The 21,089-nt window shown below is 56.8% G+C and carries 23 protein-coding genes; 9 read left to right on the plus strand and 14 right to left on the minus strand.

Going from position 1 to position 21,089, the window contains the following annotated elements; translation table 11 throughout:
• Positions 1–3 precede the first annotated feature (3 nt).
• From IFT84_RS02920 to IFT84_RS02940, 5 genes are all read left to right on the plus strand, one after another.
• On the plus strand, positions 4–948 hold the full coding sequence (locus tag IFT84_RS02920; RefSeq protein WP_244651053.1) for a FliM/FliN family flagellar motor switch protein: 945 nt from the start codon (positions 4–6) through the stop codon (positions 946–948).
• Positions 949–1,008: 60 nt separating this feature from the next.
• A complete protein-coding gene (gene fliN, locus IFT84_RS02925) occupies positions 1,009–1,593 on the plus strand; it encodes a flagellar motor switch protein FliN (RefSeq protein ID WP_446737559.1) in 585 nt (194 codons plus the stop codon).
• A 73-nt stretch (positions 1,594–1,666) separates the two neighbouring features.
• Positions 1,667–2,704: a flagellar motor switch protein FliG gene (gene fliG / locus IFT84_RS02930; RefSeq protein WP_192117129.1), complete on the plus strand. Its 1,038-nt coding sequence runs from the start codon at positions 1,667–1,669 to the stop codon at positions 2,702–2,704.
• A gap of 47 nt (positions 2,705–2,751) precedes the next feature.
• Positions 2,752–3,837 carry a flagellar biosynthesis protein FlhB gene (gene flhB, locus IFT84_RS02935; protein WP_192117130.1) on the plus strand — a complete coding sequence of 362 codons (1,086 nt, stop codon included), beginning with the start codon at positions 2,752–2,754 and terminating at the stop codon, positions 3,835–3,837.
• Positions 3,834–4,283 carry a hypothetical protein gene (locus IFT84_RS02940; RefSeq protein WP_192117131.1) on the plus strand — a complete coding sequence of 150 codons (450 nt, stop codon included), beginning with the start codon at positions 3,834–3,836 and terminating at the stop codon, positions 4,281–4,283. The genes flhB and IFT84_RS02940 overlap by 4 nt, the downstream gene beginning before the upstream one ends.
• On the opposite strand, the gene visR is transcribed toward IFT84_RS02940, so the two are convergent.
• Together visR and visN are read right to left on the minus strand one after the other, a co-directional pair.
• Positions 4,276–5,019, minus strand: a complete 744-nt coding sequence (gene visR, locus IFT84_RS02945) for a transcriptional regulator VisR (protein ID WP_192117132.1) — start codon at positions 5,017–5,019, stop codon at positions 4,276–4,278. The genes IFT84_RS02940 and visR overlap by 8 nt on opposite strands.
• A 13-nt stretch (positions 5,020–5,032) precedes the next feature.
• Positions 5,033–5,761, minus strand: coding sequence for a transcriptional regulator VisN (gene visN / locus IFT84_RS02950; RefSeq protein WP_192117133.1), 729 nt, complete (start codon positions 5,759–5,761; stop codon positions 5,033–5,035).
• 368 nt (positions 5,762–6,129) lie between these two features.
• Between visN and IFT84_RS02955 the strand changes: the two genes are divergently transcribed.
• Entirely contained in the window at positions 6,130–6,732 is a 603-nt protein-coding gene (locus IFT84_RS02955) for an acyl-homoserine-lactone synthase (RefSeq protein WP_192117134.1), read from the plus strand.
• Here IFT84_RS02955 and IFT84_RS02960 read toward each other — a convergent pair.
• The 11 genes from IFT84_RS02960 to IFT84_RS03010 form a co-directional block, all read right to left on the minus strand.
• Complete coding sequence (locus tag IFT84_RS02960) at positions 6,674–7,462, minus strand: helix-turn-helix transcriptional regulator (protein ID WP_192117135.1); 789 nt, start codon at positions 7,460–7,462, stop codon at positions 6,674–6,676. The genes IFT84_RS02955 and IFT84_RS02960 overlap by 59 nt on opposite strands.
• 215 nt (positions 7,463–7,677) lie before the next feature.
• The gene (fliF, locus tag IFT84_RS02965) at positions 7,678–9,357 is read right to left on the minus strand and encodes a flagellar basal-body MS-ring/collar protein FliF (RefSeq protein ID WP_192117136.1); all 1,680 of its coding nucleotides are present in this window, start codon (positions 9,355–9,357) and stop codon (positions 7,678–7,680) included.
• Between the two features lie 168 nt (positions 9,358–9,525).
• Positions 9,526–9,915, minus strand: coding sequence for a hypothetical protein (locus IFT84_RS02970; protein ID WP_192117137.1), 390 nt, complete (start codon positions 9,913–9,915; stop codon positions 9,526–9,528).
• 11 nt (positions 9,916–9,926) lie between these two features.
• Positions 9,927–10,481, minus strand: coding sequence for a chemoreceptor glutamine deamidase CheD (gene cheD, locus IFT84_RS02975; protein ID WP_192117138.1), 555 nt, complete (start codon positions 10,479–10,481; stop codon positions 9,927–9,929).
• Positions 10,478–10,867, minus strand: a complete 390-nt coding sequence (locus tag IFT84_RS02980) for a response regulator (protein ID WP_192117139.1) — start codon at positions 10,865–10,867, stop codon at positions 10,478–10,480. The genes cheD and IFT84_RS02980 overlap by 4 nt, the downstream gene beginning before the upstream one ends.
• The gene (locus IFT84_RS02985; RefSeq protein ID WP_192117140.1) at positions 10,867–11,919 is read right to left on the minus strand and encodes a protein-glutamate methylesterase/protein-glutamine glutaminase; all 1,053 of its coding nucleotides are present in this window, start codon (positions 11,917–11,919) and stop codon (positions 10,867–10,869) included. The genes IFT84_RS02980 and IFT84_RS02985 overlap by 1 nt, the downstream gene beginning before the upstream one ends.
• On the minus strand, positions 11,916–12,824 hold the full coding sequence (locus tag IFT84_RS02990) for a protein-glutamate O-methyltransferase (RefSeq protein WP_192117141.1): 909 nt from the start codon (positions 12,822–12,824) through the stop codon (positions 11,916–11,918). Before IFT84_RS02990 ends, IFT84_RS02985 begins: the two co-directional genes overlap by 4 nt.
• A 4-nt stretch (positions 12,825–12,828) precedes the next feature.
• Positions 12,829–15,126, minus strand: a complete 2,298-nt coding sequence (locus tag IFT84_RS02995; RefSeq protein WP_192117142.1) for a chemotaxis protein CheA — start codon at positions 15,124–15,126, stop codon at positions 12,829–12,831.
• A 14-nt stretch (positions 15,127–15,140) separates the two neighbouring features.
• Positions 15,141–15,506, minus strand: a complete 366-nt coding sequence (gene cheY1 / locus IFT84_RS03000) for a chemotaxis response regulator CheY1 (RefSeq protein WP_192117143.1) — start codon at positions 15,504–15,506, stop codon at positions 15,141–15,143.
• Positions 15,507–15,508: 2 nt separating this feature from the next.
• Positions 15,509–15,799, minus strand: coding sequence for an STAS domain-containing protein (locus tag IFT84_RS03005; RefSeq protein WP_192117144.1), 291 nt, complete (start codon positions 15,797–15,799; stop codon positions 15,509–15,511).
• 17 nt (positions 15,800–15,816) lie between these two features.
• On the minus strand, positions 15,817–17,424 hold the full coding sequence (locus tag IFT84_RS03010) for a methyl-accepting chemotaxis protein (RefSeq protein WP_192117145.1): 1,608 nt from the start codon (positions 17,422–17,424) through the stop codon (positions 15,817–15,819).
• Positions 17,425–18,095: 671 nt separating this feature from the next.
• Between IFT84_RS03010 and IFT84_RS03015 the strand changes: the two genes are divergently transcribed.
• Together IFT84_RS03015 and IFT84_RS03020 are read left to right on the plus strand one after the other, a co-directional pair.
• Positions 18,096–18,284, plus strand: coding sequence for a hypothetical protein (locus IFT84_RS03015; protein ID WP_192117617.1), 189 nt, complete (start codon positions 18,096–18,098; stop codon positions 18,282–18,284).
• A gap of 8 nt (positions 18,285–18,292) precedes the next feature.
• Positions 18,293–18,760 (plus strand): YbaK/EbsC family protein, encoded by a 468-nt coding sequence (locus IFT84_RS03020; protein ID WP_192117576.1) that lies wholly within the window; start codon positions 18,293–18,295, stop codon positions 18,758–18,760.
• Positions 18,761–18,864: 104 nt separating this feature from the next.
• Here IFT84_RS03020 and IFT84_RS03025 read toward each other — a convergent pair whose 3' ends face one another.
• Entirely contained in the window at positions 18,865–19,737 is an 873-nt protein-coding gene (locus IFT84_RS03025) for a hypothetical protein (protein WP_192117146.1), read from the minus strand.
• Positions 19,738–20,046: 309 nt separating this feature from the next.
• On the opposite strand from IFT84_RS03025, the gene IFT84_RS03030 reads away from it, so the two are divergent.
• Positions 20,047–20,931 (plus strand): helix-turn-helix domain-containing protein, encoded by an 885-nt coding sequence (locus tag IFT84_RS03030; RefSeq protein ID WP_192117147.1) that lies wholly within the window; start codon positions 20,047–20,049, stop codon positions 20,929–20,931.
• The last annotated feature ends 158 nt before the right edge of the window (positions 20,932–21,089 follow it).

The raw sequence follows: 21,089 nt of genomic DNA on the forward strand, positions 1-21,089 counted from the left end.
CGCATGGCAAAACCTGTTTCCCCCGCATCCACAAAACCTATGCCGCCAGAACTGCTGGCCCGAATGGTGGGGACGCTGGGCGATGCGAAGACAGTGGCCAAGCTCTGTGGCGAGTTCGGTGCCATTCTGGCCCAGGCTCTGCCGCCCCTGCTGAAAACCGAGTCCGGCCATGACGTGACGATAGCCTTTGCTGGCAGCGATACCGGCACGATGGACGAGCTGGTGCACCGCCTTGGCACGAGCGTTGCCATCTCGGACGCCTCGTTGCGCAACTGGTGCCCGCATTTCGTTCTGGGCTGTGACAGCCCGATCATCATTGCCATGATGGAATCCCTGCTGGGCGCCCTGCCCGATGCGGTCACGGAGCCGGAGCCACGCGCGCTGTCGGCCATCGAGATCGACATTGCGGCCATGCTCTTTGAAAACATCGGCGAAGTTGTGCGCATGGCAGTAGGGCTCAAGACCGAGCCGGTCATCGTGCGCCCGTGCAACGACACCGAGCGGCCAAAGCCGGACGCAACGGCCGCACCTGTGTTTGCAGCCGCAATCACCATGACCATGGGGCTGGGGCCGGTGCTTTCGACATTTTCGGTTATCGTGCCGCAGGCGGTTTTGCTCAAGACCAAATTCCTCCACGCCCCCGCCGGACAACCACCCAAGCCGGAGGCTGCTCACTGGACCGACCAGTTGCGCGAGCAGGTCCAGCGCTCCAGTGTTACGCTCAACGCCCATATCCGCCTCGAGCGGATGACACTTGATGCTATCAGCCGCCTGCAAGTCGGGGATGTGCTGATGTTTCAGGATACGCAGGATGTGCGTGTGGATGTCAGCGCCAATGGCCGGGAGCTTTACATCTGCGAGTTCGGCCGAGCGGGCTCCCGCTATACGGTCCGGGTCAAAGATACTTATGGCTCGGAAGAAGACTTGCTTTCGCATATTACGTCTTGATGATAAGCTGATAGTCACCACAGAACGTTTGGGGCAAGCTTCAAATGAAATATAGCTGGTATGGTAATGAATAACGCACCCAAAGAAGATCAGATGGACCCGATTTCACCCGGCCTTGGCGACGATGAACTCGATCAGGCAATCGATGATCTGCGCAGTGCGAAAGCCTCCGATGCAGATCCTTTGGACATGGCCCCTCTGGACATGCCAAAGGGCAATGTTACGGATCTGGCTGACTTCGGCGGCGATTTTCAAACGGATTTCGCCAGCCAACCAGATTTTGCTGATGCATTTGCGTCGACAGACGTTTCGGCCGATGCCGCATCCGCATTCGGTGATGGCCTGGAAGAGTTCTCAACCGCCCCGCAAGCCCCGCCAACCTCTCACATGTCCGGCAATCTCGGACTGATCATGGATATTCCCGTGGATGTGCAAATCGTTCTGGGCAGCAGCCGCATGCCGGTATCGGGCCTCATGAACCTGTCAGAAGGCTCGACCATTCCGCTGGACCGCCGCATCGGCGAAGCGGTTGAAATCGTGGTCAATGGCCGCGTTATTGGCCGGGGCGAAATTACTGTGCTTGAGGAAGACGAAGCGCGGTTCGGCGTCAAGCTAATCGAAATCAACGGTACGCGTAAGGTTTGAAGTCCGGTTTGAGCATGATGCCCAACGGAGGGACGCAGGGCGTTCTAACGGTTCGACGACAAAGGTTTGATCCATGATGGATTTCGACACATTTGAAGCTTCCCCGCTCACCCGCCCGCTGAGCCAGACGGACAAGGCGGCGGCGGTGCTTCTTGCCATGGGCAAGAATGTCGCGGGCAAATTGTTGAAATTCTTCACGCAGGAAGAGTTGCAGTCCATCATCGCCTCCGCCCAGTCGCTGCGCTCCATTCCGCCGCACGAGCTGGAAGATCTGGTTGCCGAGTTCGAGGACCTGTTTACCGAAGGCGCGGGCCTTATGGACAATGCCAAGGCCATGGAGAGCATCCTTGAGGAAGGTCTGACGCCTGATGAGGTGGATGGTCTTCTGGGCCGTCGTACCACCTTCCAGGCCTATGAAGCCAACATTTGGGATCGTCTCCAGGACAGTGATCCGGTGGCCGTCAGCCAGTTCCTGTTGAAAGAACACCCGCAAACCATCGCCTATGTTCTGTCGATGATGCCGTCCAGTTTCAGCGCCAAGGTTCTGCTGCAACTGCCGGAAACGCAGCACGCCGACATTATCAACCGTACCGTCAACATGAAGAATGTCAGCCCGAAAGCAGCCGACATTATCGAGACACGTATCGTTGAAATGCTGAAAGAGCTGGATGCGGAACGCAATTCCGGCGGCTCGGTCAAGGTCGCCGAGATGATGAACGAACTGGACAAGACACAGGTCGAATCGCTGCTGGCCTCGCTGGAAACGATCAGCGTCGAATCGGCCAAGCGCGTACGCCCGAAGATTTTCCTGTTCGACGATATTCTTCACATGCCGCAACGGTCGCGGGTCGCGCTGTTCAACGATGTGTCGGGCGATATCCTCACCATGGCCCTGCGCACCACCGGGCCGGAAGTCCGCGAGGCTATTCTGTCCTCCATCGGCGCGCGCCAGCGTCGCATGATCGAATCCGATCTGGTGGCCGGCGATGCGGGTATCAATCCCCGCGATATCTCGATTGCCCGCCGCTCCATCACGCAGGAGGCCATTCGTCTGGCCGCGAGCGGACAGATCGAGCTTCGCGAAAAGCAGCCAGCGTCCGACGCGGCCTGAAGCATTTCGGTTTGATTGAACCCTAATAAGCCTGACGGAGTGCGACCGTGGCCGACGATCAGGATAAGGACAGTAAAACCGAGGCACCGTCCGAGAAAAAGATTTCTGACGCCGCCGAGAAAGGCAATGTTCCCTTTTCCCGAGAGGTGCCGGTTTTTGCCTCTACCCTTGCGATTTACATCTATATCGTTTTCTTTCTTCCCGGCAGTATCGGCCGGTTCGCAGAATCCCTGAAGGATATTTTCGAGCAGCCCCATGCGTGGCGTCTGAACACGTCGCACGATGTTGTGGCCCTGATCCGCAACGTCTTGTGGAGCGCCAGCAGCGTTGTCATGCCCGCCTTCATTCTGATGATGGTTTTCGGTCTGGCTGCATCTATTCTGCAAAACATGCCCGCCCCGGTTCTGGATCGCATCGCTCCGAAGCTGAACCGCCTGTCTCCCATCGCGGGGTTCAAGCGCATTTTCGGAAAACAGGGCATGGTCGAATTCGGCAAATCCCTTTTCAAGGTTCTGGTCGTTTCCACCGTCGTCGTCGTCGTGCTTTGGAATGACTACTTCGCGTCACTCGATTCGATGTTTTCCGACCCGGTCACCATGCTTGGAAAGATGGCGAATTTTCTCAGGCAGATCGTGCTGGTGATCCTGTTTTCGACTGCCGTGGTTGCGATTGTCGATTTCTTCTGGACGCGGCACCACTGGTACACCGAACTGATGATGACAAAGCAGGAAGTGAAAGAGGAAAACAAACAGTCCCAAGGCGACCCGATCATCAAGGCGCGGCTGCGCTCCATTGCCCGCGACCGCGCCCGCAAACGCATGATGAGCAACGTGCCCCGGGCCACCATGGTCATTGCCAACCCCACGCATTTTGCCGTGGCGCTGCGCTATGTGCGCGAAGAAGGCGACGCACCTGTCGTGGTTGCCAAAGGTCAGGATCTGGTCGCGCTCAAGATTCGCGAGATTGCAGAGAAAAACAATATTCCCGTTTTTGAAGATCCGCCGCTTGCCCGCTCAATGTTTGCGCAAGTCTCGGTCGATAGTGTCATTCCACCGGTGTTTTACAAGGCAGTTGCCGAATTGATTCATCGAATTTATGCGGCCTCATCATCCAATAACGGTCAGACTCGATGAAAAAATGCGCTTATTCTGAACTGAGAGAAAAAATTGTGGCGGACGCCATTCGACCTGTGGCCACCGAACTGCGGCTTATCGATGCCGCCGATCTGATTTCCATGCTTCGGTTCGAGTGCCATGGAAATCTTTCCGACCTCGTTTCCTCGGCGGCAGAGTTGTACTTTCTTCCCGGCACCGTAAATCTCGGCTCCGGCGGCGACTACAAGCTGGACTGGGAAAGCGCGCCCGAAGTCATTCTGGACCTGGAATTAAAGCCCGGCGGCGTGACGGTGTACGCGCAACTGGCACTGCGCGGCGAAGAGGCCGGACTGGAAATCAATCACATCGCTTTCCAACATCCATCGGACGATCAGGAGGAAAATACCGCCTATCTGGTGCAACGCCTGAATGCGTCCCGTTTCACCTGCGCCGCGACCGACGCCTGCATGCAAATTGCTAGTTGATATAGCCGAGCCGCAAAGCCTTCGCGATGGCCTGAATGCGATTGACCGAATTCAGCTTGGTCGTGGCCGTGCCCAGATAAGCGTTGACCGTATGAACTGACAGGCCCATCCGGTCGGCGATTTCCTCGCTGATGTGGCCGTCGCTGGCCATTTGCAGGCACACCATCTCCCGTTCGCTCAGATTATCGTTATGGTTGGTTCGGCGCTCATCGGCTGCCAGCATGTCCTTCATGATCTGGTAGCATTTCCCATGAATTTCCACCAGAAGTTCAGCGCTGATATCCAGATAATGACCGGTAAAGATTAGATAGCCATTGCCTTCCGCGCCCAGCCGGACAGGAAGGGCTACGCCTGAAAACGGCGTTTGACGCCCTTTGACCCGATGCACAAACTTTTCAAACAGGGGAACTTCAGCGTTTTGAAGATCGCCATTGCCATTCCAAACAATCGGCAGAAGCGACTGGTCCAAATGGGTTTGAAAGAACTCTGAAAACAGGGCGGTAACGATCTCCGCATGGCTGGATGTGGAACTGCCCGCCCCGTCCAGCACACACACAAGCCGCCGGTTTGACGGCAAGCCAGTGCCGGTCTGCCGTAAAACGCAATATTGCTGACCGTTGACCTGCCGCTGAATGCCCTGCAAGCGAATAGAGAGGTTCAACACTTTTCCGGTTCCACGCCCACGCGTGAGAGTCCGGGTCTGCATTTTGATCGATTTCGGATCGCTCTGTGCCATCGCTAACTCCCACTCACACCAGATTATGCCGAACAGCGAATGCAATGGCTTCGGAACGGGTGCGCGTTGCCGTCTTGCGCATGACGCTCGTAATGTAATTGTTGATCGTATTGCGTGAAATGCCGATGATGACCGCGATCTCGTCGCTGGTCTTGCCTTCCGCAATCCACGACAGGCACTCCAGTTCCCGGTCTGTCAACTCGAATTCCCGAACGGAGGCGGTTGCCACTTCCCGATCCAGACTGACGACGTAACCGGCCAGCAGCGCCACGTCCCGCACCCGGTCCTGCGACAGGATCACATCCTGCGGAAACAGCAGCATCAGCCTGAACCGCGTTCGCCCGACACTAAACATGACGGAGCAAAATTCCTTTGATGCGCCAATCGGCACATGCGCATCCGGTGGAAGCGCTACGAAAGCAGGCTGCAAGGCCACAAGGCATTTGTCCATCTCATTGCTCTTGGCATAGAGAGCCGATGTCACCTTGGACAGTTGACGCACCAGATCAAAAGGCCAGTCGGCTGTGATGACGAGGTCCAGCAGGCTTTCCTGTGATAAATCGTAACGCACAAGCAGATAGTGCGATGCACCGACATATTGCGTCAGCAGCCGGAAGCTTGCATGCATACCCTCTTCACAGGATGCATGTAACTTCTCCAGCAACTGCTCCTTGGGCATGAGTTTACTATAGTCAGTTGCTTGAGTTGATGGTGTAGACACGTTCGTTATGTCTGCCCGCATGAATATGTCCAACTCTCCGGCATAGCCTATTCAGTTTTATGACGAATCAAACTTGTTTGGAATGTATAGCGCCATACACTGAAAACGTACCTGTAAGAAATCACTAATGTCCAGTTTTATTGCTGGAATGGGTTCACCGGTCTGAACAGAACTGGTCCTTGTTACCAGCACGCTGCGTCGACATCACCAACAGCTTTAATAAGAATAATTCCAGTCTGTCAAACCTCGACACGTCGCCAAGACTGTTCAGGTCCACATTCGCCCCGGCGCACGTCCTGGGTGCAAAGAAAAGTTTTGGTCCAGGCTTGAGTTAACGGTTCATTATCCTTGTTTGTCTTATTTTTATGCTGATTTCACAAGAGGTTAACATGATCCTGATCGTCAGCCCTGAAAATAAACAGTTGTATCGCGACAAAATCGACCAGTATTGTAGGATTCGCAAAATTGTATTTTACGACACCTTGGGGTGGGACGTAACCGTGGATGGCGATATGGAGATCGACCGTTACGATTACATGCCCTGTACCTATGTGCTTTCGCTCGACCAGAACGGCGACGTGATTGGCGGGTTACGCCAGATGCCAATGTCTGGCCCGACGCTGACATGGGAAAAATTCTCCGACATGATTTCGGATCCGGCCGATCTCTTATCGGCCAGCATCACGGAAACAACGCGGTTTGCCATTCGCCCGCTGGAGCGCGACGTGCGCTTTATGAGTGGCGTGAACCGGGCAGCTGTGGAACTCAGCAATGCCTCCCTTGAGCTTGGCCTCCAGCGTGGCATAACCCGCCATGTGGCCATCTGCGAGGAAAAGATCGTGCGTCTGACAAAGACCTTCGGTGTCAAATGCGAAACGCTCGGTCGTCGCAGTATGCCCGGCAGCGAAGATATTCTGTGTGTGTCCTGGGAGGTTAGTGAGGCCTCTTTGGAAAAGCTGGCGTGGGCGAAGAGCCACTTCGCCGCCGCGTAACAGGTTCGCTCAGGAGACCGAGTTTCTGACTGCGAATGACCAGATGCATGGGGTTGCTGCATTCCAGCAGATCGCAGAGACGGAGCACCAGCACAGACACTTTTTCTTCAGCCAGTCCGGTTTCCCGGGCAATTTCTGCGGTATTGCAACCCTGCCCGAGAAGCGTCACGCAATGCTGCTCGACCGGGCTGAATGAAAACTCCATGATCTCGCGGTCCAAAAGGCCGCGTGCTTTCAGCGTTTCCAGATGCAAAACCCGCGCTGCCCGAACCAACTGGTCGTTATGGGCTTCCAGATAGGTGTGGATGTCGCTTGGCTCGATATCGAAGGCGAACATGACAGCGCCGCTATATTCGGAGTTCGTCATGACCGGGACCTGAACGAACGTTCTGCCCAGCCCGAAAAGCTGTGCATCCGCAATCATGCCTCTGATTGCCTTGTCGGTCTCACCAACATGGTTCAGCACGCGGATACTATAAAAATCGGATGTTCTGACCACCATCGGGTCAATCGTGAAATAATTGCGCAGCGCGTAGTTCAACAACCAGCGCCCGGGATACGTCACCGATATATAGGTTTCAGGATTGCGTTGCCGCTGATCGAGATAGACATGCGCCACATGACGGCAGCCGATCTGCTTGCGGCATGCCTTCAGCAGTGAGCAAACCGTACTCTTTTGCCGCCCGGCAAACAGGGAATACGGTCCAATTCCGGCTAGGACAAGATCCATCTTGGGCCTCCAACCGCCTCTTTCATCGTGCTCACATTGGTTAATGTACCTTACATAGGCGCAATAACACCTTTTCGACAAGAGCAGAACAAAATGTTAACTATTTTGTACGGCGTCGTTGTGAAAAATTTGAGAACCGATGGCTTGGTGCAGGATTTCCTGATTCTAAAAGCATACTCTTATCCATCGTCGCTTCGCTCCGGTCGGATTATGCTTTAAGCGGCCTTGTCGACGGCCCATTTTCGCAGAATTTTTGCAGCACGTTCTTCACTGATCTCCACCATCCGCGCGAGACGGCGCTCTGGACCCTCCTTGACACGGCGGTTGAAGGCTGGCGACGACTCGTCGGCTGCGGACAGAAGATCATCCGTGGTGAAACCGAAGTCCGAGCCAAAGCCTTCCATCAGGGTGCTTCCGGGTCCGTCCACGGTCGGGCCGAAATCAGCCAGTTCCAGACCCGGCGCATCGGTACCAATCGCACCTTGCGACACCGTCTCGCCACGAATGGAGCGGGCAAGGGGTCGGAAACCGAACCAGACAATCAAAAGAGCGACTGCGATAAAGGCCAATGCGTTGATGATACCGGACAGATTGCGCGTCAGCACTTCGATGATACCGGGACCGCTGACGGCTTCATCCAGAAGCTGGGCATCAACAAAATCCATGGCGGTGACCGTGACAACATCGCCGCGCGCAGCGTCCAGTCCGATGGCAGACGCCACAAGCGACTGCATCTGCTGGATATAGGCGTCCATCTTGGCCTGGTCCGCAGGCTCACCCACCATTGCCGCGAGACGACCGCGATTGACCACCACCGCAACAGACAACTTGTCGATCGTGTAGCCATTGCGGACTGTCGCCACAACCTTGCTGTTGATTTCGAAGTTGGTCTGCTCTTCTTTCTTGTCGGTTTCGTCGTTCGAGCTTGGCCCTGCCCCACCCGTCGGTCCGCCCTGTGGCACATTCTGCTCGACGGTCGCGGCCTGATCCTGGCTTTGCTGGCTGGAGCGCTGTGCCTCTTTGGTCACGCGCACGGAGCGTTCCACCCGCGATTCCGGGTCAAAAACGGTTTCTTGAATCTGCTGGCTGTCGGTGTTCAGGCGTGCTGTGACACTGGCCCGGAAGTTGTCCATGCCGAGGAATGGCGCCAGTGCCTTGTCGATATTGCTTTCAATTTCGGTTTGAACGGACTGCACGACGCCGAGCGAACGGCTCAAGGCGCTGTTGGACGGATCGTCACCAGAGGCAAGCAACTGCCCGGTGGAGTCCAGTATCGTCACATCATCGAGATTAAGACCCGGAACGGAGGATGCCACCAGATGGCGGATGGACGCGGCAGCCTTTCGGCCTGCGGTCGCGCTTGCGCGGATCATGACAGAAGCCGTCGGCGTTTGCGACGTCGCGCGGAAGCTGCCCCGGTCGGGCATGACGATATGAACGCGGGCCGCTGCAATTCCGGCAATTTGCTGAATGGTGCGTGCGATTTCGCCTTCCAGAGCGCGAACACGGGTCACTTCCTGCATGAAGGATGTCAGGCCGAGAGAGCCGACATTGTCAAACAACTCATAGCCGGCGTTGGCGCTGTTGGGCAAACCGCGCTCCGCAAGATAGACACGCGCCTTACCCGTCATACCAACGGGGACCAGAAGGCTCGTGCCATCGGTCCCCACTTCGAAATTCATGTTGCCTTCGGCGAGCGCCACACTGATCTGGTTCAGATCGGCAGATTCCAGCCCGACATAGAGGGTTTCATAGGCGGGCTTGTTGACAAAAAACGCGGCCCCGAGAACCAGTCCGACAGCCACAATGCCGACCCCGGCCAGTGCCGCCAGCTTTGCCTGCCCAAGACCAGCCAGATTTTTTCCGACTGACGCAAATTGATCTAACAGACTCATTCTGTTCGCACCCACTGGCGCGGAGGGTATCCGTCGAACCCGGAGCCACAGTCGCGCGCATTGATTCCACTCTGCCCAGCACATGAAAATGTGCCCATCGGCGTAACGAAGGCTATTAACCTTGCGTTAACCTAACGGCTGAAACTTGCGCGAACATGGCGCATCACGTCAGAATGCCTCGAAATCACCCGAGGCGCGCGAAAGCGGTTGCGAGTGACCAAGGCGCGGATGAATGGCTCCGAGCGCCTTCTGCATATCGGCGAGCTTGACCAGACTGAGGGCAGTGGAAATATCCACTGAACAGTCCTCCGGAATGGTGGCGGTAAACGTGTCGATAAACTCCGCCAGACCGCGCGTCTTCTGAACGGCCAGATCGATACCCTGCAACACCTTCATGCTGGTTGTTGCTTCCAGAAGCGCCTGTCCGTTGGCGCTGGTCAGTTGCGGCTCGATCCGCTCGATCAGATGCGCAACATCGTACAGTTCGGAAACCACACGCATCAACACATCCGGCAGAGCGTCGTCGTGAGGGCGTTCGGTTGTCGTTTCGTTTGGCATTGGGTCCCCGATCAGAAAAATTCGATTGTCGTCTCTGGAGGTTTGACCACAGGAACCGGGCGCTGCTCCAACGCGACCGTTTTCTGCGTTTCCACGCCCGTCAGTGCCTGTTGACGGGCCTTACCCGTCGCCGGCCAGTATTCCACTTTGCGCCCATGCTCGCCGCCCGTGCTTTCCCCCAGCAGGGTGATGCCTTCGTCCAGCAAAAAACGTTTGGCAAACAGCGTGTTCTGTTCGCCCACATTGGAAAAACGCGCAATCGTTTTCGCGCCGCCGAACAGCTTGGCCTCCAGCCGGTCCCGTCGTGCGCCCTGTTTCAACAGTCCATTGATCAACAACTCCATGAGATGTACGCCGTAACGGGTTGCGTCGCCGCTGTTCATCGAGGCATCAGCAGATCCTGGCAGAAGAAAGTGGTTCATGCCGCCAATTCCGGTAACCGGATCTCGCAGACATGCAGCAACACATGATCCAAGAATGGTGGACAGCACGACATTTGGATCACTGACGACCTTAAACTCCCCCTGTATGACATGTACGCGGCGAAGCCCGGCCGAATTCATCATTTCAAGGCCCCGAACACCGCTTCGATGGCAGCTTTCATCTTTTCTATGGTGAATGGCTTGGCCAGCACGTTGTTGGCTCCCAGTGCCGCCGCCTTGGTCACCAGCGCACGGTCGCCCTGTGCCGTCAACATGATGAAGGCTGCCTTCTTGGTCGCCGGATTGCTGCGCACACCCTGTAAAAGGCCGAGACCATCCATTTTCGGCATGTTGAAATCGGAAATAACCAGATGATGAGGCTGCTGCACCATGATTTTCAGCGCCTGCTCGCCATCACCGGCAACGGTGATCTGCTTGAATCCCAACTGTTGAAGAGCATCGCCCAGCAACAGGCGGCTCGTTACCTGATCGTCGACAATCAGAACCTTGATGCGCTCTGCTATGGACATTATTCGTTTCCTTCTCTTCTGGCAGCCGTCAAATTCATCAGTTCTTCACCGATAGACGTCAGCGCCAATTGCTTTTCCACTGCGCCGATTTCAAAGGCCACGCGGGGCATTCCGTAAACGACGCAGGTCTTTTCATTTTGACCCACGGTATTGGCACCGGCCCGGCGCATGGCCAGAAGGCCCGCCGCCCCATCCCGGCCCATTCCCGTTAAAATGGCCCCCACCGCCCGGCGCCCCGCCACGTCCGCCACCGATTGAAACAGAACATCGACAGAAGGACGATGCCCGTTTACCGGCTCACGATCCACCAGACGGCAGCGCGGCGCGGTGGTGCCTGAAACCTGCAAATGATAGTCACCGCCCGGCGCCAGATAGATTCGGCCCGGTTCCAGCGGTGCGCCATCGGTCGCCTCCTCTACGGTCGCAGCGCAGGAGCGATTCAGCCGCTCGGCGAAGCTCCTGGTGAAGGTCTGCGGCATGTGCTGCGTGATCACTGTGGGTGCGCAGTTGGCCGGAAAGTTCTTCAGCACCGTGATCAGCGCTTCCACGCCGCCAGTGGAGGCGCCAATTGCGATGATCTTGCGGCTGGGCCGATATTCCGGCGAAGCGGGTGCCGCGTGGGCAGCCGCCACCCGGTTGCTGGTAATCATGAACTTGCGCTGCGACAGGGCTGCCGCTTTCACCTTGTCGGCCAGATCGGCAAACGGATGCGGGTCACTCATATGCGGCTTGCCCACGCAATCGAATGCGCCGATTTCCAGCGCCGCAATGGTCGCTTCTGCACCCTTATGGGTCAGCGTCGATACCATGATGACGGGCATGGGCCGCAGCCGCATAATTTTTTCAAGGAAATCGAGGCCGTTCATATTCGGCATTTCGATATCGAGCGTCAGCACATCAGGATCAAGTTGTTTGATCGCCTGACGCGCCTCAAGCGCATCCGCAGCCTGCCCGACAACGGTGATACCCGGATCGGAATCCAGCACGGCACTGATCAGCCCCCGCATGGTGGCGGAATCATCAACGACGAGAACGCGAACCGGCGTCATCATGCGCGCCTCCCCTGTGCCATGGTTTGAAAGCGGTATGCGGTGATGCCGATATTGTCGAAATGGTGCCGGGCCTCGCCCGCAACCCGTTCAGAATGCCCGATATACAAGTGACCATTGTCCCCCATGACGCTGGCAAAGCGCGCCCAGATTTTATGCTGGGTTGCTTCATCGAAGTAGATGACGACATTCCGGCAAAAGATAACATCGAACGGCCCCTTGAAAGGCCATTGCCCTAGCAGATTCAGCTCGTTGAAGGTGATGAGTTGCTTGACCTGATCGCTGATCTGCCATTTGCGCCGACCGTTGATGCTCGTCTCGGTGAACCATTGCTTGCGCAAGGCCGGTGACACCATTTCCAGCGCTGCCGCGTCATAGGCACCGGTGCGGGCCTGTGCCAGAATTTTCGGATCGATATCGGTTGCCAGAATGCGGATATCGTAGTCTGCAATATTGGGCACCGCCGACAGCAGAGTCAGCGCCATGGAATAGGGTTCCTGCCCATCCGAGCAGGCCGCCGACCACAAGCGCACCCGCCCACCGGCGCGCGCTTTTGCCATCAGTCCCGGCAGAACGTCTTTCGCCAGATGCTCGAAATGGTGGTTCTCGCGAAAGAAGCGCGTGAAGTTCGTCGTGAGGTAGGACAACATCTCACGCCGTGCCTGCGCCCCTTCCGGTGATGACACCAGAACGCAATACTCCCGGAAGGACTTCAGCCCCATGGTTCGGATATGCTTGGACAAGCGCGAATAGACCAGCGATGCTTTCGTCTCGTTCAGATAGATGCCCGCATCGGCATAGATCATCGCCGCAATCTCGTTCAGATCACGTCGGGTCAGCGGAAACTCACCACTGACCAGACTGTCATCGGCAGCCTTCTTTATCCCTTGGGTCGTGTCCAGCGTCATACGATCAACCCGCCACAGCCATGGGCATATCGGCGCGCAGCGACTGCCCCCGTGATGCGGCCACGACCGCGTCCACATCCAGAATCAGTGCCACGCGGCCATCGCCAAGAATTGTTGCCGCCGCGATACCGGGAACATGATTGTAATTGGCCTCAAGGCTTTTGATGACGACCTGACGCTGCCCCTGAATGGCGTCCACCATCAAAGCGCGCTGCCCGCCGCCTTCCGATTCCACCAGAAGCGCCACACCGGCCATGGGATCGGCCTGCGTCTGGCGGAAATCAAGGATCTGCCCGACATCCACCAGCGGGCAGAAACTGTTGCGGATCGAAATAAGACGCTGTTGCGCGCCGAAGGAGTGCACGGCACTGGCTTCCGGCTGGAGCGTTTCCACAATGGCAGTCAGCGGCACGACCAGCGTCTGGTTGGCGACGGTCACGACCATACCATCCAGCACTGCAAGGGTCAGCGGCAGGCTCATGGTGAATACCGACCCCTGCCCCGGTCTGGACTGGATGCTGATGCGCCCACCCAATGCTTGAATGGAGCGCTTCACCACGTCCATGCCGACACCGCGCCCGGAAATATCGGACACCTTTTCTGCTGTCGAGAACCCGGCATGGAAAATCAGATTGTCGATCTCCTCGTCCGACAGGTTCGCATCGGCGGCAATCAGATCGTTATCGATGGCCTTCTGGCGCACACGGTCGCGGTTGATACCCGCGCCATCATCGGCGAGTTCGATCACGATCCGGCCGGAGCGATGTTTCGCGGTCAGGCGAACCGTGCCTTCGGCGCTTTTTCCGGCAGCCAGACGCTTTTCCGGTGTTTCCAGACCATGGTCGACCGCGTTGCGGATCATGTGGGTCAGCGGTTCAGCCAGCTTGTCGATAACGGTTTTATCGACTTCGGTGTTTTCGCCTTCTGTCACCAGACGCACGGATTTTCCGGTGGTATCGGCAATCTCACGCACGATGCGCGCCATGCGCTGGAACACCGGCTTGACCGGCTGCGCACGGATGGCCATGACGCTATCCTGAATTTCGCGCGTCAATTGCTGTAGATCTTCCAGCCCCATATTGATGGCAGAAACGCCGTGGCTGTCGTTCTCAATCACGCTTTGCGACAACATCGCCTGATTGATCACCAGCTCGCCAACAAGGTTGATCAGACGATCAACGCGATCGAGGTCCACGCGAATGGTCTGCCCGACACTGGCTTGCATGGCCTGAGGTTGGGAACTGTTGTTTTTCAGCGCCTCGGCACGGCTATCATTATCGGCCAGCACCACGACATTGCTGACGCCTTGCGCCGCCATAACGGACGCATTCAGGCTTTCCAGATGCGCCTCTGCGGCTGCAATCGCCTCTTCCTGCTCAACGATCCCGCCAATGGTCTCGGCTTCGTCCTCATCCAGCACGGACAGGTCGAATGGAACGGGCTGCATCGGCAACTCGTTTTCATCCATCGTGACCGTGCTCGGGTTGCCATGGGTCGCCTCGATTGTCAGATCGCAATCCCATTCGGCAAATTCAAAGACAGAGCGAATCGCATCCTCACCCCTGTCGGTCGCCAGTGAAATCTTCCAGGAGAAGTATGCAGCCTCTGGATCGAGCTCATCCAACAGGGGCACGCTATCGGTAGAGCAACGGATGCTCATGTCACCGAGGCGCGACAGATCACGCAGCAGAAGCGTGGCCTCATTGCCCTTGGCATATAGCTCGTTGCGTGGCGCGAAAGAGATATCGTACTGGGGTTTGCCAACCGGTTCAGGCTGAGTTTCCGGTTCATCCAGACCGAAATCATCAAACGAGAATGGCACCGGCGCAAACTCTGCCTCGTCGCTGGCAGCGGCCGGCGCAGGTGCGGGTTCTTGCACCGGAACCGTTTCCTGCACCACAGCCACCGGCTGGGGCAGTTCACCCTTGGCAAGGGCGGCCAGTTCCCGCACGAGGGTCTGGCTGCGGGCCGCATCAACAGTACCGCCGTCGCGCGCTGCATTGGTCAGATCCGCCAGCACATCGGCGGATTTCAACATGACCTTCAACACGTCTGGGCTCGGCTCAAGTGTGTTGGAGCGTACGCAGTCCAGCGTCGTTTCGAAGACATGAGCAAAAGCAACGAGATCATCCAGACCGAAAGCTCCGGCACCGCCCTTGATGGAATGTACGGCACGGAAGACAGCGTTGACCGTTTCCGGGTCACGGTCGCCGTCGTTCAGCTTCATGAGACCGGACTCCAGTTCTGCGAGTTGCTCTTCGCATTCCTGAAAGAAAATCTCTTTGATTTCGTTCATATCCATAGTGGAAATCCCGGTTAAGCGGTTACGCGTTCGATAGCATCGATCAGTTTGATGGGGTCGAAGGGCTTCACGATCCAGCCGGTGGCGCCCGCCTGACGCGCACGGTTCTTCTTTTCCGCATCGCTCTCGGTCGTCAGAACCAGAATGGGGATAGCGCGGTACTTGTCGTTCTTGCGCACACCTTCGATAAAGCCGAACCCATCCAGACGCGGCATGTTGATATCGGTCACAATGACGTCCGGGTTGGACGTTTCCAGCACTTCGAGACCTTCGATGCCGTCTTCGGCCTGAATGGTTTCAAAACCTGCATTGTTCAGCGTTACCAGCAGCATGTTCCGGATTGTCCGGGAGTCATCTACCGTCAGCACTCGTTTTTTCATTATCAATGCTCTCCGTGGCGCTGTTCGACGGACACGCCGAGCAGTGCAGTTGTTTTTGCAAATGCGTCCGACGCATTTTCATAGGTGTAGGGGAGGTTGTCGGCCTCCCACGTCCGGCCAGCCGATACCAGAACCTGAAGGCACAGGGTTCCAAGGCGATCCACCTGCCCGGCATCGATGGTGACCGGGCTGCCGCGCAGTGCCAGAAGCTGTGTTTTAAGGGCTGACGCCGCATTCAGATCCAGCACCGCCGGAAGCGTCAGGGTTTGTACCGTTTGTGTCTTGACTGCCATATGCCGTTCCTTGCGCCTCAAGCCCCGAGTGCTGCCAGATGGTTGATGTGAAAACGCTCGTCCTGATCGCCATCCAGAAGACCGGGCTCAAAAGCCGGGATCGTTGCTGCCGCTTGCCGAGAGACGACACCGGTGGCGGATGTGCGGCGAACGCGGAAGGACCGGATGGTTTCTCCCAGTTCCAGAATCACCATGTGAAGATCTTCACAGGTCTCGCGCGTATGGGTGGCACCGTCGCAGGCTTGGCGAAGATGATCACCAATCCGCCCGACATCCGCCGTTGCCCGTTCCAGATCGCTTGCCTGCTCGGTGGTTCGCCGGGCAATCCCCGCCACCGCGCTGTTGATATCGGTCACCTGCTGGACGATACTACCGATGGACTGCTGCGTGCGCGCGACCATTTCCACGCCTGCGTCCACCTGCGCCTTGGTGCCGGTCACGAGTTGCTTGATTTCGCGCGCCGCTTCGCCGGAGCGCTGGGCCAGCGCACGCACTTCCTGCGCGACTACGGCAAATCCACGTCCACTGTCCCCGGCCCGGGCGGCTTCGATGCCCGCATTCAACGCCAAAAGGTTGGTCTGGAACGCAATTTCGTCGATCACCCCGATGATCTGGCCGATTTTTTCAGCGGAATTCTCAATGTCGGCCATGGCGGAAATGGCCTGCCCGACGATGTCTCCGCTCTTCTCCGCCGACTGGCGGGTGACGGTGACCGCCGCTTCGGCACGCTGTGTCTCCAGCGAATTCTCCGCAACACGGGCCGCGATATTGTGCAGGGTGTCCGCCGTTTGTGCCAGTTCCGACGCCTGTACGCCCGCCTGGCCCGAAAATGTGCCAGTGCCTGCAGCAATGGTCTGCAGACTGGTTTCTGCGCTCGCCATGCGCTCGGCAAATGTGTCCAGCTGCCCATCCACATCCGACAAGGCCGCATTCAGCGCCGACAAAGGCCCGGTATAAACATCAGGCGCATCGACATCATAGCGGGTGAAATCCCGCTGCTCGATCTTGCGGGCGAGGCCGGTGAGAAGCTCTGTTGCCGCTGCCTGCTCGCCGGTGCGCTGCTCGATCAGCGACCGCTGGTTATTTTGCCGCAACTCATTGAACCGCAACGAGACAGCGATTTCCACATCGACCATGACCGTGCGCACAAAAGCGCGAACGAGATCGAGAAGCTCATCGCGACGGCCCGCCCCCCGCGTGAGAACGGTCGACGGCCATGCCTGCTCAATCAGCCCCGCAATGACCGTTTCCAGCACAATGGCATGGCCAGCGATATGCCAGCGCGGATCGAGCCCCATGCGGCTTTCTGCATCGGACAGCACCTTCACGCGCTCGGCATACAGGCTGTCAAACCGCGCATCCGTCAGCACATTCCAGTGCGCGGACTGCACATCGTGCAACCGATCATACTGCCGCTCGCTGCTGAAGTTGCGGGCCGCATCGGGAAAGCTCTGGAGGCGTTGGAAAAAATCGCGGATGGCTAGATGAACCAGCGGTTCCAGCGTCTGGCGGTGGGCGCGCACACGCTCCGTCTCATTTTGCTCCAAACCGGCAAATCGCAGACGATCCCGCAGGCTGCCGCCTTGCGATTTGCGTCCATTGTCGGGTGTTGCATCCTGTCCCACGCGCGTCTCCGACCGGCAAACGTTCACGTTTGCGCTGATGACGATCCGTGACTGCTGCCGGAAGGCACAGTGCGGTTGTCAATCTTTTGATGAAGGGCATACCGGCCATAATCCGGTGCGTCAGGGCGGCTTCATGCCTAGAGGAATCGTTTATCCGACTCCGCTTTAACGCTTAACTACCATATCTATGGTTAATTCCTTGCCCGAAGGTTAACACACGATCCTGCGACGCGGCGTGAGACCCGCTCAAGTATTCAAAACTCGCTGCGTAGAAACTGGGACTCACCATCCAATCCCAACAATTTTCATTGGTCAAACCAAAGCATTGACTTTTTCTACTTTCCCCAATACTGAGCGCCCGAGAATTGACGTCAGCTTCAAGCAAGCTTTAACAGCTATTGTTAAATCATAAAGATGACAATGATGTCACTCAAGGAATGAGCAATGATTGTTCTAGGATTGAGCGCGACTTTGATCGCATCCTGCACGCTGGCGGCGATGTGGACCTTGCTGACGATTGAAGACCGTCGTCACATGGACCGGCCACATATTTTTTAAGCTTGAACCGTACTTGCACGTCGCTTGCGGACTTGCTCCCCGTCTGCCTTCCACGCTAGTCTTCCCTCGCAATTGGGGTTTAACCGAACCTTTATCAGCAGGTGGGACATAGCATGCCATATACTTTCGACGCCGACCTTTCCAGTGCGCTGGATGCTTACCTGTCTGCGCACTCACACCTTGGTGACCGTGATGCAGCTATTGCCCAGCTTTTAAGGGAGGCGCTGACACGCGGCGGATACCTCGGCAGCACGGACGAGGGCAAGCGTCCGGACGAACTCGACTCATCCAACGATGGTTGATGCCCAGCATGAGCCTGCAATCCGTGAAGGACTTCTTTGCGCAGCATGCGCCCGACATTTCTGTTATTGAACTGACGGAGAGTACCGCAACCGTGGCGCTGGCAGCCGCTGCCCATGGCGTAGAGCCGGGCCAGATTGCCAAGACCCTGTCAGCCCGGTTGGGTGATGACGTCATCCTGATTGTCATGCGTGGCGACGCACGGTTGGACAACAAAAAGTATAAGGCTCATTTCGGCTCGAAAGTGCGCATGTTGCCGCTGGAAGAGGTTGAGGCGGAAACAGGCCATCCGGTTGGCGGCGTTTGCCCCTTCGGCATACCGGAAACAATCCGTGTGTATTGCGACGAATCGCTGAAAGCGTTTGCCGAGGTTGTGCCGGCTGCGGGCGACATTCATGCGGCTGTTCGCATTGCGCCAGACCGCATGGCCGCCCTGACGAAGGCCGAATGGATTGACGTGACCATATCGACCTCATAAAAATGCCCGGAGGAACTCCGGGCATTGTCTTTTCTAAAACGCGTATGAGTTGACGCATGGTCCCGATGGAAAAGCGCTCCCGCTTTTACTTGAAATGCTCTCGCTCAACGGTTCGCCATTTGCAGCAGGGAACACAGGGCTGCCAATCCGGCATCACCACCGCCTGCTCCGATTGCCCTGCACCGGTTCAACACCTGACGCTGTTGTGTGCTGGACATATTGCGGAACGCTGCCAATTGATTGCGCTGGGAGCGGTTCAAGTTGGATGGGCTGGTGGAGGTAACGTCACGCTGCGCACCAGATGTGCTGGAATTGGTATCGGTGCCGCTCAGGCCGCCGGTGTTGGCCGTATTCGTGCCAGTCCCGTTCGTGCCCGTGCCGTTGTTACCGGTCCCTGTGTTTCCACCGGTGTTTCCAGAGTTGTTGTTGCCGCCAATACCAATACCGACACCGGCATTGACACCACGTCCACCGCCGACACTGGCCCCAACGCCAGCATTAATTCCACCGGAACCACCCACACTGGCACCAACACCGGCCCCAATACCGCGACCGCCACCAACATTGGCGCCTGCGCCTGCGTTCACTCCGCTGGAGCCGCCAACGCTGGCGCCCACTCCTGCACTGACGCCACGACCGCCGCCCACATTGGCACCGGCACCGGCACCAACGCCATTTGCACCGCCGACACTGGCACCAACGCCCGCATTTACACCACTGGCACCGCCAACCGTGGCTCCTGCCCCGACGCCAAGGCCGCCAGCATTATTACGACCGAGGCCAACACCCACACCAATTCCACCGATGCCGACACCGACGCCCAGTCCGCCACCGCGCGAGCCGCCGCTATTCGATCCGCTGCTGCCTCCGCCCTGCCCCTGGCTTGAACTTTGTGCAGAAACCGTTGTTACAACACCCGACAGTAAAAAAGCCGAGCCAAGAAAAACAGACAAAGCCTGCTTGCAAACATTCCTCATTTTACTTCCTCCTAAGCGACCACTTGCTGGTCCTGATAAAACAACTTGGAGGACGCACTATAAGTTTCCGGAAATCGGCAAAATTTGCGTGACTCTATTTAAGATATTGAATCACCATAAGTTTAACTTACGGAAATTTCTGCTCAGTGGCCAATCCCCATTAAAGTTCTTTGGAAAACATGTTCGTTAGGCGATCCTAGCTGTCGTTGCCGTGATTTGCATTTGCCGAAAATGAATGTTGGTTAAAGCATACCTTTACCGTCATATTTGATATGCTATACTCGTTTACCCGCTGATGTTTGGACCGCCATGACCTTCCAGCCACGAATGTCGAATAAAATTGACGGCTTTGCTGTTCTGAATGGCCCGAACCGTCGCCACTGGAACGGTGTTGCCGTGGATCTGTGGGATGTTGCTTGCGCGCCGGGTGCAGGGGGTTATTACGTGGGTGCGGATCCCAGGCTGCTGGTTATACTTGAAGCACCGGCTTTTCCCACAAGTCAACTTGCTATTTCGACCCGTAAGGACGAGCGCTTTCAACTGAGCGATCACCGCGCCATGTCCTATATTCCTGCAAACATGGAAATATGGGCGCACATGACCCATCAAAGTCGAATTCGGCACATCGACTTTCACTTCAATATCGACGACCTGACACAACGCCTGATGGAGGATGTTGACAGCACGGTTCTGGCTAAACCGCGGCTACAATTCTTTGATCCCCGGATATATGCGCTTGCCGAACTGGTCGCACAGGAATGCGTCAATCCCAACCCGTTGCATGATCTTTACGGAGATGGACTGACGGTTGCTCTTTTCATTGACCTCATGCAGATCGGCAAGAGGAAAGTGCGCAAGCGCAGCCAGTTAGCCGCCTGGCAAATGCGGCGCACGGTGGACTATCTGGAAGCAAACTGCCTGCGCTCCGTCAGACTGCAGGAACTGGCTGACCTGACCGGCCTTTCCCAGTCGCATTTCAGCCACGCTTTCAAGGCATCGACGGGCGTGGCACCCCACCAATGGCAGATGAGGGCACGCATTGAGAAGGTTAAGTGCCTGCTTTCCGATGGCACCTTGCCGCTGGCCACAATAGCGGTGGAAACAGGGTTTACGGATCAGGCACATTTTACAAAGGTCTTCCGCCGCATAGTCGGAACAACACCTGCGCACTGGCAAAAAAGTCACAGACGGTGAAAACCCGCGTATTCTCTAAATTGACGGGGTACATGGCCCAAAATTTTACAAAGATCAAAAGGATCGAACAATCCTGCGCGCGAATAGTTGATGTAATTCCTCACATTAAATAGCTAATTTGAGGGTTTGCTGGTCTTGGGACTTGGCAGGCCAGTTGC

The organism is Rhizobium sp. CFBP 8762 (assembly GCF_014841565.1).
Lineage (GTDB): Bacteria > Pseudomonadota > Alphaproteobacteria > Rhizobiales > Rhizobiaceae > CFBP-8762.